18 protein-coding genes are annotated in these 16,784 nt (G+C 31.4%); 1 reads left to right on the top strand and 17 read right to left on the bottom strand.

What is annotated here, in order from left to right; translation table 11 throughout:
- Window positions 1-30: 30 nt before the first annotated feature.
- The 11 genes from D4Z93_RS00905 to D4Z93_RS00855 form a co-directional block, all read right to left on the bottom strand.
- Window positions 31-1,059, bottom strand: a complete 1,029-nt coding sequence (locus D4Z93_RS00905; protein WP_119969905.1) for an MraY family glycosyltransferase — start codon at window positions 1,057-1,059, stop codon at window positions 31-33.
- Window positions 1,060-1,112: 53 nt separating this feature from the next.
- The gene (locus D4Z93_RS00900) at window positions 1,113-1,601 is read right to left on the bottom strand and encodes a deoxycytidylate deaminase (RefSeq protein WP_119969904.1); all 489 of its coding nucleotides are present in this window, start codon (window positions 1,599-1,601) and stop codon (window positions 1,113-1,115) included.
- A gap of 106 nt (window positions 1,602-1,707) precedes the next feature.
- A complete protein-coding gene (gene upp / locus D4Z93_RS00895) occupies window positions 1,708-2,337 on the bottom strand; it encodes a uracil phosphoribosyltransferase (RefSeq protein ID WP_119969903.1) in 630 nt (209 codons plus the stop codon).
- Window positions 2,338-2,352: 15 nt separating this feature from the next.
- Window positions 2,353-2,802 carry a ribose 5-phosphate isomerase B gene (rpiB, locus tag D4Z93_RS00890; protein WP_119969902.1) on the bottom strand — a complete coding sequence of 150 codons (450 nt, stop codon included), beginning with the start codon at window positions 2,800-2,802 and terminating at the stop codon, window positions 2,353-2,355.
- A 71-nt stretch (window positions 2,803-2,873) separates the two neighbouring features.
- Entirely contained in the window at window positions 2,874-3,332 is a 459-nt protein-coding gene (locus tag D4Z93_RS00885) for a low molecular weight protein arginine phosphatase (protein ID WP_119969901.1), read from the bottom strand.
- A 19-nt stretch (window positions 3,333-3,351) separates the two neighbouring features.
- Entirely contained in the window at window positions 3,352-4,404 is a 1,053-nt protein-coding gene (locus tag D4Z93_RS00880; protein WP_119969900.1) for an L-threonylcarbamoyladenylate synthase, read from the bottom strand.
- Window positions 4,405-4,474: 70 nt separating this feature from the next.
- Window positions 4,475-5,137: a ZIP family metal transporter gene (locus tag D4Z93_RS00875; protein WP_199798419.1), complete on the bottom strand. Its 663-nt coding sequence runs from the start codon at window positions 5,135-5,137 to the stop codon at window positions 4,475-4,477.
- A 135-nt stretch (window positions 5,138-5,272) separates the two neighbouring features.
- A complete protein-coding gene (locus D4Z93_RS13410; RefSeq protein ID WP_243105965.1) occupies window positions 5,273-5,659 on the bottom strand; it encodes a hypothetical protein in 387 nt (128 codons plus the stop codon).
- Window positions 5,660-5,919: 260 nt separating this feature from the next.
- Window positions 5,920-6,993, bottom strand: a complete 1,074-nt coding sequence (gene prfA / locus D4Z93_RS00865) for a peptide chain release factor 1 (RefSeq protein ID WP_119969898.1) — start codon at window positions 6,991-6,993, stop codon at window positions 5,920-5,922.
- Between the two features lie 92 nt (window positions 6,994-7,085).
- On the bottom strand, window positions 7,086-7,961 hold the full coding sequence (prmC, locus tag D4Z93_RS00860; RefSeq protein ID WP_119974172.1) for a peptide chain release factor N(5)-glutamine methyltransferase: 876 nt from the start codon (window positions 7,959-7,961) through the stop codon (window positions 7,086-7,088).
- The gene (locus D4Z93_RS00855) at window positions 7,954-8,898 is read right to left on the bottom strand and encodes a DUF1385 domain-containing protein (protein WP_119969897.1); all 945 of its coding nucleotides are present in this window, start codon (window positions 8,896-8,898) and stop codon (window positions 7,954-7,956) included. Before D4Z93_RS00855 ends, prmC begins: the two co-directional genes overlap by 8 nt.
- A 473-nt stretch (window positions 8,899-9,371) precedes the next feature.
- On the opposite strand from D4Z93_RS00855, the gene rpmE reads away from it, so the two are divergent.
- Window positions 9,372-9,590 (top strand): 50S ribosomal protein L31, encoded by a 219-nt coding sequence (gene rpmE, locus D4Z93_RS00850; RefSeq protein WP_119969896.1) that lies wholly within the window; start codon window positions 9,372-9,374, stop codon window positions 9,588-9,590.
- A 73-nt stretch (window positions 9,591-9,663) separates the two neighbouring features.
- Here rpmE and rho read toward each other — a convergent pair whose 3' ends face one another.
- The 6 genes from rho to ypeB form a co-directional block, all read right to left on the bottom strand.
- Window positions 9,664-11,172 carry a transcription termination factor Rho gene (gene rho / locus D4Z93_RS00845; RefSeq protein WP_119969895.1) on the bottom strand — a complete coding sequence of 503 codons (1,509 nt, stop codon included), beginning with the start codon at window positions 11,170-11,172 and terminating at the stop codon, window positions 9,664-9,666.
- A gap of 281 nt (window positions 11,173-11,453) precedes the next feature.
- Window positions 11,454-13,055, bottom strand: a complete 1,602-nt coding sequence (locus D4Z93_RS00840) for a CTP synthase (RefSeq protein WP_119969894.1) — start codon at window positions 13,053-13,055, stop codon at window positions 11,454-11,456.
- Between the two features lie 301 nt (window positions 13,056-13,356).
- Window positions 13,357-13,659, bottom strand: coding sequence for a ribose-5-phosphate isomerase (locus D4Z93_RS00835; protein WP_119969893.1), 303 nt, complete (start codon window positions 13,657-13,659; stop codon window positions 13,357-13,359).
- Window positions 13,660-13,781: 122 nt separating this feature from the next.
- Window positions 13,782-14,198: a YwiB family protein gene (locus D4Z93_RS00830; protein WP_119969892.1), complete on the bottom strand. Its 417-nt coding sequence runs from the start codon at window positions 14,196-14,198 to the stop codon at window positions 13,782-13,784.
- Window positions 14,199-14,229: 31 nt separating this feature from the next.
- A complete protein-coding gene (locus D4Z93_RS00825; protein WP_119969891.1) occupies window positions 14,230-15,210 on the bottom strand; it encodes a tRNA 4-thiouridine(8) synthase ThiI in 981 nt (326 codons plus the stop codon).
- Window positions 15,211-15,362: 152 nt separating this feature from the next.
- Window positions 15,363-16,730 carry a germination protein YpeB gene (gene ypeB / locus D4Z93_RS00820; protein WP_119969890.1) on the bottom strand — a complete coding sequence of 456 codons (1,368 nt, stop codon included), beginning with the start codon at window positions 16,728-16,730 and terminating at the stop codon, window positions 15,363-15,365.
- Window positions 16,731-16,784 lie beyond the last annotated feature (54 nt).

The raw sequence follows: 16,784 nt of genomic DNA, 5'->3' as shown, positions 1-16,784 counted from the left end.
AAAATCATCAACTAAAAAATTTTTCATAATCTATTCCCTGTGCTTAAAAAAGCCGCATTTCCACGCTGTAATTATCAATATAATCATAACTATTAAAAGCAAAAAATATGACCTCTGACTATTTACCTGCATAGCTATTACCGCAAATGTTCCAAGTACTGCACTTATAAAATACATTATCATCACAACCTGTTTTTGGCTAAGTCCCATAGCAAGCAATCTATGATGAAGGTGTCCCTTATCGGCCTGCATTATCGGTTTACCATTTATCTTTCTTCTTATTACAGCAAAAAGTGTATCATAGATTGGTATGCCAAGTGCGAGAATTGGAACTGCTATAGCAAATGCTGCAGCAGATTTAACGGCCCCTTCTATTGATATTGCTGCTAATAAAAATCCTAATAGTTGTGCCCCAGTATCCCCCATAAATATAGATGCCGGGTTGAAATTATAAGGCAAAAATCCTAAAATAGAACCAGCTAATATGCTAGTAAGTACAGAAGCTTCTATTCTTGAATTTAATAATGCTATTATAAGTATTGTTATACATGATATAAATGCTACTCCAGCTGCCAGACCATCAAGTCCATCGATAAGATTAAGAGCATTTGTAATTCCAACTACCCATATAATAGTAAGTGGTATAGAAAATACTTTTACATTTATATATAGATTAGAATTCGCTATAGGATTAGTTATACGAAATATCATTACTCCATATAGTATCAGCGCTATTGATGCCCCAAGCTGAAATAATAGTTTTTGCCATGGTTTTAAATCAAATTTGTCATCTAAAAAACCACCTATAACTATTATAGTAGCTCCTATAATTATTCCCTTTTCTTGAGATGTAAGTGCTCCTGCTTTTAAAATAATTGTAAATATAAAAGAAAAATAGATCGCTAGTCCTCCAAGTAATGGAATTGGTTTTTTATGCACTCTTCTATCATCCTTTGGTACATCAATTACATTTATTGATATAGCAATTCTTTTAACTATGGGAGTGAACAGTGCAGAAAATACTACTGCGAAAGCTGCCAAAATATATAAATTATCCATATAAATCATCCTTCTAACTAATCAAAGATTGTGCCTAATGAAATTAATTTTTCTTAATATACAGTTTCTCCTGTTAATGATTCATCATTTTCAATCCATTCACTAACATCTATCTCTCTGTAATCAGTCTTTGACTCCCTTATTATAACCTTCTTAATACCAGCATTTATTATAAACCTCTTGCACAATGAACATGGAGACGCATTATGTACATATTCTTGAGTCTTATTTTCCTTTCCAACAAGATAAATTGTTGAATCTAGCATATCCTGCCGCCTTGCAGATATAATTGCATTCTGCTCTGCATGAACAGATCTACAAAGTTCGTATCTTGTACCTCTGGGCACTTTTAATTCTTCCCTCTTACAGTATCCAATATCAGAACAATTTTTTCTACCCCTAGGGGCACCTGTGTAACCTGTAGATATTATCTCGTCATGTTTCACTATTATGGCTGCAAAATTTCTTCTAAGGCACGTACCTCTTTCCAGTATTGTCTCACATATATCTAAATAATAATTTTTTTTATCAATTCTCTGCATAATACCCTCCAAAAACACTTTAATCCTTTATTTATTCTATACCAAATACCATATAATTAAAAGACTGATTCTATAACTAAATAAAAACAGCGAATAATCGCTGTTTTTATTTAGTTCCAAACAATCTATCACCAGCATCACCAAGTCCAGGAACTATATATCCATTGTCATTTAATTTTTCATCCACTGAAGCTACATATATATCAACATCCGGATGTGTATCCATTACATGTTTAATTCCTTCTGGTGCTGCTATAAGACACATTAATCTTATATTTCTAGCTCCCCTTTTTTTAAGTAATGTTATAGCATCTGCCGCAGATCCACCAGTTGCAAGCATAGGATCTGTAACTATTATTTCTCTTTCTTCTATATCCTGTGGAAGTTTGCAAAAATATTCTACTGGTTTTAATGTCTTTTCATCTCTGTATAATCCTATATGTCCGACCTTAGCCGCTGGAATCAATTTTATCATTCCACCGACCATACCTAGTCCTGCTCTTAATATTGGAACTACAGCAACTTTTTTTCCTGAAAGCATTTTACACTTAGTTTTACATATAGGAGTTTCGATTTCAACCTCTTCAAGCTGCAAATCACGAGTTACCTCATACGCCATAAGCATTGCGACTTCTTCTACAAGTTCTCTAAAATCTTTGGAACCTGTATTCTTATCTCTTATTAGTGATAACTTATGTAATATTAATGGGTGTGATATTTGTGTTAATTTACTCATATTATTCTCCTCCAATTACTTAAAATATTTATCTTCAATATCAGTTATTTTGCCTATTCTTCTCTCATGTCTTCCACCTTGAAATTTGGTATTTAAAAATATATCAACTATATCTAGTGCAAGGCCTGGGCCTATTACCCTCTGTCCAAGAGCGAGAATATTTGCATCATTGTGTTCTCTGCATGCATGTGCACTAAAGGTATCACTACATAATGCAGCTCTTATACCTGGCACTTTATTAGCTGCTATACTAATACCTATTCCTGTTCCGCAAACCAAAATTCCAAACTCAAAATTTTTCTTTGAAACTTCCTCTGCCACCTTTAATGCAAAATCAGGATAATCGCATGATTCACTTGTAAAGGTTCCAAAATCCTCAAATTCAGCTTCTATATCATGTAAATGGTCTATTATCTCTTTTTTCAATGGCAATCCTGCATGATCACTGCCTAACGCGATTTTCATATAAAACACCTCCAAATAATATTAAATTTATGATAATGATTATAAGTCCACAAAAAAAGAAGATAGTAGCATCAAAAAATGCCTGCTTCTCCTTTTAACTTTTGCAGTAATAACTTTATACTATAAACTAATTGATCATAAGTTTCTGCATATGCCTCAATATTACTTCCAAATGGATCTATAATATCACTATGCACTGAAACATATTCATTTAACGTAAATATTTTGTTTTTAAACCTAGCAAAATCTTCTCTTAATATATTTTTTATACCTGATGTCATTGTGAAAACGAGTTTAGAGGTTTCTAATAAATTCCTGTTTATTTGAACTGCTTTTCTATTCCTTATGTCTTCTTTTATATTATTTTTTATAATTTCAGCTGCATTTTTGGAGGTCGTACTACCATTTATAACAAATAAACCAGCAGAAATAGCTTTAAAACCACTTATATCACAAAAATAATTAAAAATAGCCTCTGCCATACAACTTCTACAAGTATTACCTGTACAAACAAATAGTATGTTCTTCATTTTCTACCTCCTTTTAAGATTAAACTGTTAGTATATCAAAGCCAGCTGATTTTTTTAATCTATTCATTACAGCTACACCAACACCGATTTCCTCAAATCCTTCAGACAATATTATATCAACATTATCATCATCAAAACTCCTTAGAGTTTCAAACAGATTTTTAGATATACTAAGCATATCTTTTCTACTTCCAAGAGATTTCACAAGCCCATTATTGTATAATAATTTTGTCTCATCAGTAGCCATAACTCCTACCTTTTTATTTCCATCTATATAATTTTGCATCATTTCGTTGATTTTTGCAATAGTTTTTTGCAAATCCCCATTAATAATTTTAACATGTGCTTTAGGTGCATAATGCCTATATTTCATCCCTGGTGCTTTTGGCTTAAAATCTTTACCAGGTTTTTTCATTATAGCTGGATCAATATACGCATTTTTATCAATCCTTTTAAGCATTTCAATCGTTATACCGCCAGGTCTTAATACACATATAGGATCTACTGTACAATCTATTACTGTTGATTCCACTCCTATATCACACATTTCTCCACCAAGTATATAGTCAACCTTTCCATCCATATCCTCAATACATCTTTCAACATCAGTTGGACTTGGTCTGCCAGATATATTAGCTGATGGAGCAGCTATAGGAACGCCTGCCTGCTTTATCAACTCTCTTGCTACTATATTAGATGGCATTCGTATTCCAACGCTTGGAAGCGATGCACTTGTTGTATCAGGTATTATATTAGCCTTTGGCAAAATCATAGTCATAGGTCCAGGCCAAAATTCATTCATAAGTTTCCTTGCAACATCCGGTATACTACTAACTAAAGGCTCTATTTCATCAAAGTCAGATATATGAACTATAAGAGGATTATCTTGAGGCCTTCCTTTTGCTTCAAATATCTTTTTAACTGCATCAGAATCCAATGCATTTGCTCCCAAACCATAAACAGTCTCTGTTGGAAATATTACAAGTTTTCCTTTCTTTATCGACTCAGCCGGCTCTTTTATCATACTTTTATCTAAACTTCCCTCTTTAAGCATAATTATCTTTGTGTTCATTACTATCCCCACCTTTTGATTTTATATGAATTTGAAACAACCCATTGCGATACACATCACAATGGGTATATTAAAATACATTAACCATTATAAGTCCTACTATGATTCCTGTTAATATTCCTAATGTACTTGCTCTTCCATTCCATAATCTTGATGATTCAGGAATCATTTCTCCACACACTACATAGAGCATTATACCCGATGCCAATGACAGACATGCCCCTAATACATTTAATGATATGTTAGCTATGTACGCTCCAATCCATGCCCCAATAGCCGTAGGGAAGGCCGTTATAAATGCATACAAAAGTACTTTTGGAGCTTTGACCTTTGATGCAATAAGTGGTGCAGCCACTGCAATGCCTTCTGGTATATCATGTATTGCAATGATGAGACTCATTTTTATTCCAAGACTGCCTCCTGCTGCAAAACCACATCCCATTATCATACCTTCAGGGAAATTATGGATCATAAGTCCCAAACCTGTCATAAATGCAACTTTAATATGTGTATTCATATTATCTATTTTTATTCCATTATCAATTATTATAATAATTCCAATACCTAGTATACACCAAACTAACGTCTGCACAAAATCCCATTTAGTCAGGGCTTCCGGTATTAAATCAAAAACCACAACTGACATCATAAGTCCAGCTGCAAAACCAATAATAGTGCCAAGCATTTTTTTAGATGGCTCTTTTAGTATTGTACCTAAAAAAGCACCTATCATCGTACCCGTTAAAGAAACTACACTGCCTATAACTACTATACTTCCAATATCCTTTCCCAAAAAACCACCTTATTAAAAATTACTGTATAAACTCATATAACATATTTATTGTTATATGAGTTCATATATGACATTTTAATTATGGGTTTTAGAATTATCTCTATAGTATTTTATTGTATCTATCGCTTCTTCACTAAAATCGGCATAAACACATGAGTGATAGATCAGATCCAATAAGGGATATTTTTTAAATTTTCCCCTTTTTATAATAGTATAATAATAGCTATTTTCCAGAAAATTAGTTTTAAGCTTATAATATTTTTGCGCTATATAAGCATGTTTTTTTAAAAACCTTTCATCAATAGGGAGCATTCTATCACTTCTAAATTTAGACAGAGCAATCAAGATTATTTTAAAATCTCCACTGTCATGAGTCTCATCGTCTTCTTCTACATGTACAAACACGACTTTATCACAAATAATATTTATATTTTTTGAGGTTATACCAAGTATAATTTTCAATCTATACCCATCATATCTATACTTTAGAGCTTCCTTACTAGTTCTTATGATCATATATAAAAGTATTAAAACTTCTAAAAATATTAAATATAATATATAAAATATATAAAACTTTTTAGAAAGTATAAAAACAACGGGTAGAATAAAAAAAAAATTAAACACATAGATATCATAAACCTCTCATATGATTTTTTTTGTTTTTTGATAGCTTTATCTATATCCATGTTCTCCCTCTTTTCCGGACTTTAATATAATGTAAACTAATCCCTGCCTATATTTTTCATCTTTTCAGCCTGATCTGCAGTAATAAGGGCATCTATAACCTCATCTATATCTCCGTCTAAGAATGAATCCAATTTGTATAATGTAAGTCCTATCCTATGATCAGTTATTCTTCCTTGAGGATAATTATAAGTTCTTATTCTCTCACTTCTGTCTCCTGTTCCCACTTGACTTTTTCTATCTTCGGCTATACTTGCACTTCTTTCAGCTTCTGCTTTATCAAATAACCTTGATTTAAGAACTTTCATTGCCTTCTCTTTATTTTTAAGCTGAGATTTTTCATCCTGACATGATACAACTATTCCCGTAGGTAAATGTGTAATTCTTACAGCGGAATCAGTAGTATTAACACATTGTCCACCATGTCCTGATGCTCTAAATACATCTATTCTGATATCATTTGAACTTATCTCTATATCAACATCATCAACTTCTGGCAGCACAGCTACTGTAGCCGTTGATGTATGAATTCGTCCGCTTGATTCAGTATCTGGAACCCTCTGAACTCTATGTACTCCGCTTTCATATTTTAACCTGCTGTAAGCTCCTTTTCCCTTTATCATAAATACAATCTCCTTAAATCCACCAAGATCAGTTGCATTTATGCTTATAGTCTCTATTTTAAAGCCCTTACGCTCAGCATATCTTGTATACATTCTTGTAAGATTTGCCGCAAATAAAGCCGCTTCTTCTCCTCCTGCACCTGCTCTTATTTCAACAAAAACATCCTTGTCATCATTAGGATCCTTAGGCAAAAGTAATATCTTAAGTTCATTTTCCTTTTCTTTAACAGTTTCCTCAAGATCCTTTATCTCTTCCTGACACATTTCTTTCAATTCTTTGTCTATATTATCCCTTAACATTTCCTTATCTGCTTCTAGATCCTGTTGTGCTTTTTTATATATCCTAAATTGTGTCACTATTATCTCCATATCAGCGTGTTCCTTACACAATTTCTGCCATTCCTTCTGATCTGCCATAACTGTAGGATCACTTATTTTTACAGATAACTCCTCATATTTACTTTCTATAAAATTAAGTCTTTCTAACATACTTTTTATCACTCCGTATCAATATATTCACAATAGATAATTATATCATATTACTCCTGTCAAACAAATAACCTGCTTATATTTTTTAGATTTTAATTATGTGCAGAGTACCGGGCGCTTACAACTCTGTCCTCACCTGCTAAATCCTTTATACAATTTATATTTCGGAATCCATTCTCTCTTAATATATCACAAACAGCTAATCTTTGATCATATCCTATCTCATATATAAGCATTCCGGAATCATTTAAAACTTTCTTACTTTGCTCTGTTATCTTCCTGTAAAAGTCCAGTCCATCTTCACCGCCACATAGGGCAATATAAGGTTCATAATCTCTTACATCCCTCATAAGCTCTGGTATAATTTTCATCCTTATATAGGGTGGGTTTGAAACTACCAGGTCAAATTTCGAATTATCTTCTATAAAGCCTTTAAGTAAATCCCCTTTCTTTGCAGATACTTTTTCACCCAAATTAAACATATCAATATTTATTTTTGTAACATCAATGGCAATATCTGATATATCTGTACACACAATTTTAGTATCATCTATAAACTTGCCAATGGATACGCCAATTATACCACTTCCACAGCATACATCACATATCTTTTCAAAATTATTCTTTTTTATTTCTTTTATGGCCTGCTCGACTAGAATCTCAGTATCAGGTCTCGGTATCAATACTCCCTCTTTAATATAAAAATCAAGCCCCATAAATTCGCATTTGCCAAAAATATATTTAACAGGCATCCTTTCCCTTCTAAGGTCTATGAGTTTAAAATATTCCTCAGCAGCACTGTTATCCACTTCATAATTTCCATTAAGCAGTATAAACAATCTATCCTTGCCAATAACCTTTCCCAGCAATAGTTCAGTATCTAACGCATAACTGTCTATTTTACTTTTCCTTAAAGTTTCATATCCATATTTTAATAATTTTGCTATACTTGTTACTTGTCTACTCATAGTTTTCTCCAGTTCCTTTTTGTAATCCATCCTCTATACCTTCAGCTGCTTTTAAAGCTGCTATGGCAACTTCTAACTGTTGTAAATCAGGTTCCCTCGTAGTAAGTCTTTGAAGCAGTAATCCAGGATATGATGTTATTTTAGACAAAAGACTATTACTCTTACCCATCCATTTTATTATTTCATATGTAACTCCTGAAACTACCGGCAAAAGGATAATCCTATAAAGTATTCTCTGCCAGAGCGAATGCCAACCTGTTAATGAAAATAATATTATACTTACTATCATAACTAAAAATAAAAAATTTGTCCCACATCTGGGATGAAATCTTTTAAATTTCTTCGCTTTTTCTGGAGTAAGTTCTTCTTCATTCTCATAACAAAATATAGTTTTATGCTCAGCTCCATGATACTCAAAAACCCTATTTATATCTTCCATTTTGCCTATCAAGTATATATACACCAAAAATATACCTACTCTAATAATTCCTTCAATTATATTAAGAAGTATAGGATTATAGAGATGGACTCTCTTAAAAATGCCAGCAGCAAAAGTTGGAAATATAAAAAATATTGAAATGGCTATTCCCAAAGATACTAAAAACATTATCCCCATAATTATATTATCGCTCTTATCCCCAAATACATTTTTGAACCATATTTCAAATTTTCCAGGTTCTTCATCTTCCTCGTCAAAAAAAGACGCCGAATAATTTAAAGTCCTTATCCCTATTATAAGTGATTCTATTAATGAAACAAATCCTCTTACTATTGGGAACTTAAAAAAACTTCTCCTTTTAGACCATGGTACGTCCTTCTCATTTTTTATTTCTATTTCACCATCTGATTTTCTTACGGCAACAGCTGTACCATTAACACCTCTCATCATCACACCTTCAATTACCGCTTGACCACCAACCGAAGTTTTTCTAGTCATTCAACCACCTTATCTTTCTTTTAAATCTCATATTAAACTTTTATTATGGGGTTTGTAATTCCAAGATTAAGTTATACGTAAGCTGACATTTCCAAAATGCAGACACATTAAAAAATTTTTTAGTAAGTCTTGGTGAAGTATTTTTGAAAATCTAAGTAGATTTTATATGTTTAAGCCTGCGAGTTTATAAAATCTACTTAGATTTTTATAAATACGAACTTAGACTTACTAGAAATTTTTTACGTGACGAATTTTGGAAATGTCAGCTGAAGTATAAGTTAAGCTTGAAACTTACAAACCCTATATAATTGTTTTGCTCCTATATATTTTAACAAACAAATAATACGTATTAAAGTATTGATGGACAGTAATTAATCATTATTGACTTAATATTTTACATTGTGCTATAATACAATGGTTAATTAGTAAATGTGTGAAATTTTGTTTGTTTTTATTTGAAAGAGGTGAAAAACATGAAAGAAGGCATACATCCAGAATACTATCATGATGCGGTAGTTAAGTGTGCATGTGGAAACACTTTTACAACTGGTTCTACAAAGAAAGAGTTAAAAGTGGAAATATGTTCTAAATGCCATCCATTCTTCACTGGTAAACAGAAGATTGTTGATGCTGGCGGAAGAGTTGATAAATTTATGAAGAAATTTAATCTAACTGCTGAAGACACAAAATAAGATTAAAAATTTTATTTAATCTTGTTATAAAACCTGTCCTTTATTTAATAAGGACAGGTTTTATTTTTATTAATTAATTGTTACTTGATTTGCTCATGTCCATTTTACTAATTAAATTAACAAGTTCCTCATTATCTTTAGTCTTTGAGAGAAAATTTATAAGCTGCTCCGTTACATTTTGAGTATTATTTTCATCATATAAAACTTTTCTTATATTGAATGCTGCCTCTTTCTCCATCGGATCTTTCAATAGAAGATCATCTCTTCTAGTTCCAGATTTGTATATATCTATAGCAGGGAAAATTCTTCTTTCTTGAAGTTTTCTATTTAAGTGTACTTCCATATTTCCAGTACCCTTAAATTCTTCAAATATCATATCATCCATTCTACTTCCAGTTTCAATAAGCGCTGTGGCCAATATAGTAAGGCTTCCGCCTTGTTCTATATTCCTTGCAGCTCCAAAGAATTTCTTAGGCATTATTAAGGCTCCTGGATCTAGTCCTCCTGATAAAGTTCTTCCAGTAGGAGTTATAGTTAAATTATATGCTCTGGATAATCTAGTCAAACTATCTAATAATATGATTACATCCTGTCCCTGTTCAACCATCCTTTTAGCTCTTTCAAGTACCATATACGCTACTTTAGTATGGTGTTCCGGTTCTTCATCAAATGTAGAATAAATTACCTCTCCTTTTATAGATCTTTGCATATCAGTAACTTCTTCCGGTCTTTCATCTATCAAAACAACTATTAATTTAACTTTAGGATGATTTCTAGATATACTTTGGGCTATCTTTTTTAGAAGAGTTGTTTTACCAGCTTTAGGCGGTGCAACTATAATTCCCCTTTGTCCTTTTCCTATCGGGGATATTATATCCATAAGCCTTGTGGATAAGTCTGATTGACTAGTCTCTAATCTTAATCTCTGATTTGGATAGATTGGAACAAGAGTTTCAAAAGGGCTTCTTCCAACTGCTTTTTCGGGATTTTCTCCATTAATCTTTTCAACATACAAAAGAGCCTTGAATTTTTCTCCTTCTTTTGGTGTTCTAACTTTTCCCTGAACTTCATCACCTGTTTTCAGATTAAATCTTCTTATCTGCGAAGGGGATACATATATATCATCTGGTCCAGTTAGATAATTTTTGCCTCTTAAAAAACCATAATTATTATTCTCTATTATTTCTAATACGCCTTTTGCTGAATCAGATTCATTTATCATTTCTTTTAGTTTCTCTTTTTTATCTTCTTCATTATTTTTTACATATTCATTTTCTCTTTGTTGTTTATTTTTTTCTCGATTACTATTATTGTTATGATTTTTTATGGTATGTATTTCAGTCTTTGAAATGCTGGTATCTTTTTTATCATCATCATTTTTATCGTTATTTTCAATATCAATTTTAGAAGTTATCTTTTCCCTAAGTACTATACCATCTTTTTCTATGTAAGCTGGAGATACTTTTTTTATCTCCTCAATTAACTCTAACTTTCTATATTTAGAAATATTCCTAACCCCTAAACCTTTTGCAATTTCTCTTAATTGCGCTAACGTCATACTTTCAATATCGTTATTACCCAACAATAACACCTCACATTATTTAGTTTATATAACCTTTTGGGGAATATTTAAAGAATTTTTTGAAAGGCTACATTATTAAAATACATTATACCCCTTTTTTTTAATTTAATCCATAAAACTTACTAAAATTCTTTAGTTTATAACACATAATTTCCGTATCATATATCTTGCTTTATTATTCTGAAATAAATGGGATGAGTTTAAGCAAATATGAATTTGTAGAAAAGTAAATTAAGGTAAAGATATATGGTGACATTTAAAACACCATATATCTAATTGATTTATTTATTATTCAAAGATGCTTTTATAAATTCTCTAAAAAGCGGATGTGGTCTATTAGGTCTTGATTTCAACTCAGGATGGAACTGTACTCCAACAAACCATGGATGTCCTTCAATTTCAATTATTTCAACAAGCTTTGAATCAGGGCTCATCCCAGCCAAATTAAGTCCAGCATCTACAAGTGCTTTTCTATACTCATTGTTAAACTCATATCTATGTCTGTGTCTTTCATATATTATCTCTTCTTCATACGCATTATATGAGTTTGTATCTTTAGATAACTTACAAGGGTACAAGCCGAGTCTCATAGTTCCTCCCTTTTCATCTATATCTTTTTGATCTGGCATAAGATCTATTACAGGAAATTCTGTATCAGGATCTATCTCCGAACTATGTGCTCCTTTATACCCTAAAACATTACGTGCAAATTCAATTACAGCACACTGCATTCCAAGACATATCCCCAAAAATGGTATATTGTTTTCCCTAACCCATCTGATTGCTTCTATTTTACCTTCTATTCCTCTGTCACCAAATCCTCCAGGTACTAGTACTCCATCTACGTCTTTAAGATAGTCTTCTGCATTGTCTTTAGTAATATCTACAGAATTTATCCATTTTATTTTTACATTTGCATCATTTACATATCCACCGTGATTTAATGCCTCTACTACTGAAATATATGCATCATGAAGTTCAACATATTTCCCAACTAAACCTATTGTTACAGTCTTTGATAGACTTTTTATTTTAGTAACCATATCTGACCATTCAGTATTATCGCTCTCTTTACAGATAATTCCTAGTTTGTTACAGGCTAAATCATCTAAGCCCTCTTTGTGCAGCATTAAAGGCACTTCATACAAATTTTCTGCATCCAGATTTTGAATTACTGAATCACCATCTACATTACAGAATAAGCCTATTTTACCTTTAAGTTCATCGGATAAAGGTTTCTCAGATCTGCATACTATTATATCAGGCTGAATGCCTATTCCTCTTAGTTCCTTTACAGAATGCTGTGTTGGTTTAGTTTTCAGTTCTCCGGATTTTCCCAAATAAGGGACCAATGTTACATGTATAAAACATACATTGTTTGTACCGACATCATATTTTATCTGTCTTATAGCCTCAAGAAACGGTAACGACTCTATATCACCTATTGTTCCCCCAATTTCTGTTATTACAACATCTATATCTCTTTCTTTGGCAACTCTATAAACTCTAGATTTTATTTCATTGGTTATATGAGGAATAACTTGAACTGTTCCCCCTAAGTAATCACCCTTTCTCTCCTTGGAGATTACTGACCAATATATTTTCCCCGTAGTTACATTATTGTTTTTCCCAAGATTTTCATCTATAAACCTCTCATAATGTCCTAAATCCAGATCAGTTTCTGCACCATCATCCGTAACAAAAACTTCTCCATGCTGATATGGGCTCATTGTTCCCGGATCTATATTTATATATGGATCAAATTTCTGTATTGAAACTTTAAGTCCTTTATTTTTTAAAAGTCTCCCTAAAGAAGCTGCCGTTATCCCTTTTCCCAAAGAAGATACTACCCCTCCGGTAACAAATATATATTTTGTACTCATAAAAAATCCTGCTTTCTTAAATTAAAGCAGTCTTCACCCCCTAAATTGTATATTAAAAATAAACTTCATTTGAATTTTAGAATGCTGCATATATATAAATTAATGTTTAGCAAAAAAATCCTAATTATTCTGTTTATTATTGACAGAAAGTCCAAATAGATTTATAATAAAAATTACCCTTAGTAAATATAATGGTATTTTTTTGTGTCAAAACATACTTAATATATTAACATATTTTTGTTTCTTATGCTACTTTTTTTTACTTTTAATTAAAATTAATAGCCATATTTCTTGACCGAGTTTACTTTTCAATCAACTCTTCTGCTTCAAAATACATGTCACGTATTCTTTTATTTATAAGCAACTTCTCTTCTGCTTTTCTCATACTATTCTTCATATTTTTTTTATCCATATCAGGGAAATCTCTAATAAGCATATTCATATCACAACATCTGTATTTCTTTACAAGCAAAAATAATAGATATTTACATTCTTTATCCTTCAATATCTCCATAAGTTCTCCTCTGCCTATATTTTTATACCTACATAATATTTCTATTATTCTTTCATATTTTACACCTTTATCCTCAAAATATCCCTTCAATATTATCACCTTCTATATTAATAATTATCCTAGCTGTAATAATATCCACTTTTAAAAATTATAAACTTATAGGGTTTGGAATTATAAAGTCTACAAGTAAAAGTACAGTGAAAAACAATTTCTCACTGTACTTTTATATTTATAAACAATTTCGTATATTGAGGACTCTGATCTGCTGCACTTATTCTATAATCAATTGTCACATTTCCTCCATCCCCGGTAACTTCAGATTCATATTTAATTGTATCTATTTTAAGTTCTATAGTGCCATATGAAGTATTATACATTGAAACATTTTCCCTGTTTTCTTCAAACTCCATCTTAGCTGTTGTTTTACCGATTCTAATTAAAAGTAACTTTTTATCAGATATTTTAAGTATTGTAGTTGTCCCATCCATACCGGATATTTTTGTTTCTTTATATACGGCATAATAAATGTCACTTTTCCTATAAAAATATCCTGGAGTAACTGATTCAACTACATCATCATCATTTTTAGTTTGTTTACTTGTAACTGTTATAATTGCTCTTTTCTTCAACAATAACCACCCTCAGATTATATAAGATATATTATATAATATATTTGCATATTTCTTCATCAACTCCAGGTTTTATCTCAATATGGTTGTCTAATTCATGCTTAAAAAATCCATATTTGACATTAATACTATCCTCGTCTTTTCCTTTGCAATACCTGCCAGTTATTTTTGCAGCCAATTCGATATCAGTTTCGGTAGGTTTGCCATATATTATTATCATTGACCCATTAAAATCATCTGCAAAAAATATTAACTCATTTTCCGTTAAAAATTCATTTATCTCATCTGCTTCATCATGTGTTCTTGTAGATATAATTTTAGCATTTTCAGATATTCTAAAATGTCTGCCAAATTTGAGTAACTCCAATTCATTTTCATTTGGCATTTCATTATATCTTAATAGATCTCTTAACCTTTTAGCATAATTAGGTTCAGTTAATTTACATCCGCCGGCTGGAGATGGATAATCCTTTACTCCCCACCTATCTGCTAATTCCATTTGAGCTTTCCTGCTTCTTCCGTATATGTCCAAAAGCTTTTCTCTATTGACCATTCCGTTCAATTCCATTTCTGTAGGCTTTAAATTCTTAGCACATAACGGCCTTAATATCTTATCACTAAATCCAGATTCTTTTCTTACTACATCAAGCGAAGATTTATTTTGAGACATGGGTCTTTGATTTAATACTTCTCCTGTTATAATAAACTGAGCATCATACTCTTTAAGAAGATTCCCCGCATATCTCATCATCATCGCATGACAATCTATACATGGATTTATGTTTTTTCCATATCCGTGTTTGGGATTCTTAACCATTTCAAAATGTTCCTTTGAAAAATCCACAACCTTTAACGGTACATCAATTTGTTTTGCCATTCTAACCGCATTTTTAGGTCCAAAAAAGTATGATTTAAAGCATAAACCGAGTACATCTATGCCCTGGTCCTTTATGAGCTTAGCCGCCAAAGTACTATCTAATCCTCCCGACATCATCGCAAGTGCCTTTGTCATCACTATCACCTTTCTATTTGTAAATAAATTTATGTTATAAATTATAACATAAATTATTTACAAATAATATTTAAATGTATTTTTTATGGGACGCATTTTGAAAATACAATCCGGAGGATAAGTTAAGCTTTCAACTGTAAACCCCTGTTTATTTACATTGCCAATGATCCATTAGGCGTATTTATAATCTGAAGTATTTTCTGTTCTTTACCTGTCTCAGCATTTATATACACAATATATTGGTCATTTTCATACACTCCTGAAAATTCATAACACAAAAGTTCTCTATTATCTTCAGTTGGAATGATTGCAAGTCTTTCACTAGATATTTTGAGTTTTTTACCAACTTTTGATTTCGCCTGAGTTCGTGTTACTTTAGGAAGAACTATATTTCTGTTCTCCTCATGTGATATAAGATATTTTTGTGATTCAATTCCTATTATTTCTCCATTATCTAACGCTACTTTAAGTTTTATTTGATCTGGATATATAATTATGTTCTGTTGTTTATAAACATAGCTTATAACAAGCGATGTTCCATAATTCATAGTATATGTTGGTACCATATTCTTATATCCTATGTCCTCCAAATATTTACTGCCTATAGTAACGGCTTTATTCGCATCAATTGACTTATTCCCAATCGCCCTATCATTAATCAAGTACAATACTTTGCCACCCTTTTTAGTTATTTCACATACAGTTGACTTAGTATTTTTTTCATTTTTATCTGAAATTGAAAATCTATATGTGTTTATTTTTTCATTGCCCTGACTGTTATCCAACTTTATACTTTTTACTTTATTTTTTCCTACAATATTTTTAGCTATATTTTCTGCCTCTTTACTCGAAACTTCTTTTTGCGAATTTATCTTTGGTTCTGCGCTTATAGTATTATCTGAAAATGGGCCATCATATATTAATGCAGGATAGTCAGTTACCTGTTTTTGTATAGTCGCAAACTTTTGATCTAAAAGCTCACCCTGATTGCTAGCAAGAACTGAACTAGTATTTTTCCTTATTTCGCCCCATCTTACATTCCCCTTGTTTATCTGATCAAGTATGTTTTTAAGCTGCTGTTCCAAAGAAAATGATTCATTTTTAAGCCTATCTATAGTCGCATAATCCTTATCCGTAAGTTCTTTTCCTTCCGATGATACCTTTGCTAAACTATAACAAAAATCACCTACCTGAGATAAAAATTTACTTGTTGATCCTGATTCTTGTTCCGTTATAGGCAGTGAATGTAATTTATCATTAGCCATACTTGAATATCTGAATATATTGTCAAATGTAATTATATTTTGTTCATTGGATCCTATTACAGCTGCCTTTCCTAAACTTATTCTTATATTTTGAACCGAATTTATTAAATCATACATATTTCTGCTATATTCAGCCTGTAAATAATTCCTATAATCTGTTCTTTCTAATGTCATAAGTATTGCAAATGTGCTGGAAAATACCACTATAAGTGTAACTATCAAAGTATAAACTATCCTTTTTTTAAAAAACTTCATAATATATACTCCTCCTATTTATATTGCTATCAAAAGTCATAAATTACTTATATT

The organism is Clostridium fermenticellae, assembly GCF_003600355.1.
In the GTDB taxonomy this organism is placed as follows: Bacteria; Bacillota; Clostridia; order Clostridiales; family Clostridiaceae; genus Clostridium_AV; species Clostridium_AV fermenticellae.
The sequence above is the reverse complement of the archived record's forward strand: the minus strand, read 5'-3'. Positions and strand labels throughout refer to the sequence as shown.

Bases quoted from the DNA above. Each gene is read 5' to 3' on its own strand.
- D4Z93_RS00875 (WP_199798419.1), bottom strand. From the start codon at position 5,137: ATGATAGGTGCTTTTTTAGGTACAATACTAAAAGAGCCATCTAAAAAA.
- ypeB (WP_119969890.1), bottom strand. From the start codon at position 16,730: ATGAAGTTTTTTAAAAAAAGGATAGTTTATACTTTGATAGTTACACTT.
- upp (WP_119969903.1), bottom strand. From the start codon at position 2,337: ATGAGTAAATTAACACAAATATCACACCCATTAATATTACATAAGTTA.
- D4Z93_RS00900 (WP_119969904.1), bottom strand. From the start codon at position 1,601: ATGCAGAGAATTGATAAAAAAAATTATTATTTAGATATATGTGAGACA.
- D4Z93_RS00840 (WP_119969894.1), bottom strand. From the start codon at position 13,055: ATGAGTACAAAATATATATTTGTTACCGGAGGGGTAGTATCTTCTTTG.
- D4Z93_RS00905 (WP_119969905.1), bottom strand. From the start codon at position 1,059: ATGGATAATTTATATATTTTGGCAGCTTTCGCAGTAGTATTTTCTGCA.
- prmC (WP_119974172.1), bottom strand. From the start codon at position 7,961: ATGAGTAGACAAGTAACAAGTATAGCAAAATTATTAAAATATGGATAT.
- D4Z93_RS00825 (WP_119969891.1), bottom strand. From the start codon at position 15,210: ATGACAAAGGCACTTGCGATGATGTCGGGAGGATTAGATAGTACTTTG.
- prfA (WP_119969898.1), bottom strand. From the start codon at position 6,993: ATGTTAGAAAGACTTAATTTTATAGAAAGTAAATATGAGGAGTTATCT.
- D4Z93_RS00885 (WP_119969901.1), bottom strand. From the start codon at position 3,332: ATGAAGAACATACTATTTGTTTGTACAGGTAATACTTGTAGAAGTTGT.
- rpiB (WP_119969902.1), bottom strand. From the start codon at position 2,802: ATGAAAATCGCGTTAGGCAGTGATCATGCAGGATTGCCATTGAAAAAA.
- D4Z93_RS00855 (WP_119969897.1), bottom strand. From the start codon at position 8,898: ATGACTAGAAAAACTTCGGTTGGTGGTCAAGCGGTAATTGAAGGTGTG.
- D4Z93_RS00880 (WP_119969900.1), bottom strand. From the start codon at position 4,404: ATGAACACAAAGATAATTATGCTTAAAGAGGGAAGTTTAGATAAAAGT.
- rpmE (WP_119969896.1), top strand. From the start codon at position 9,372: ATGAAAGAAGGCATACATCCAGAATACTATCATGATGCGGTAGTTAAG.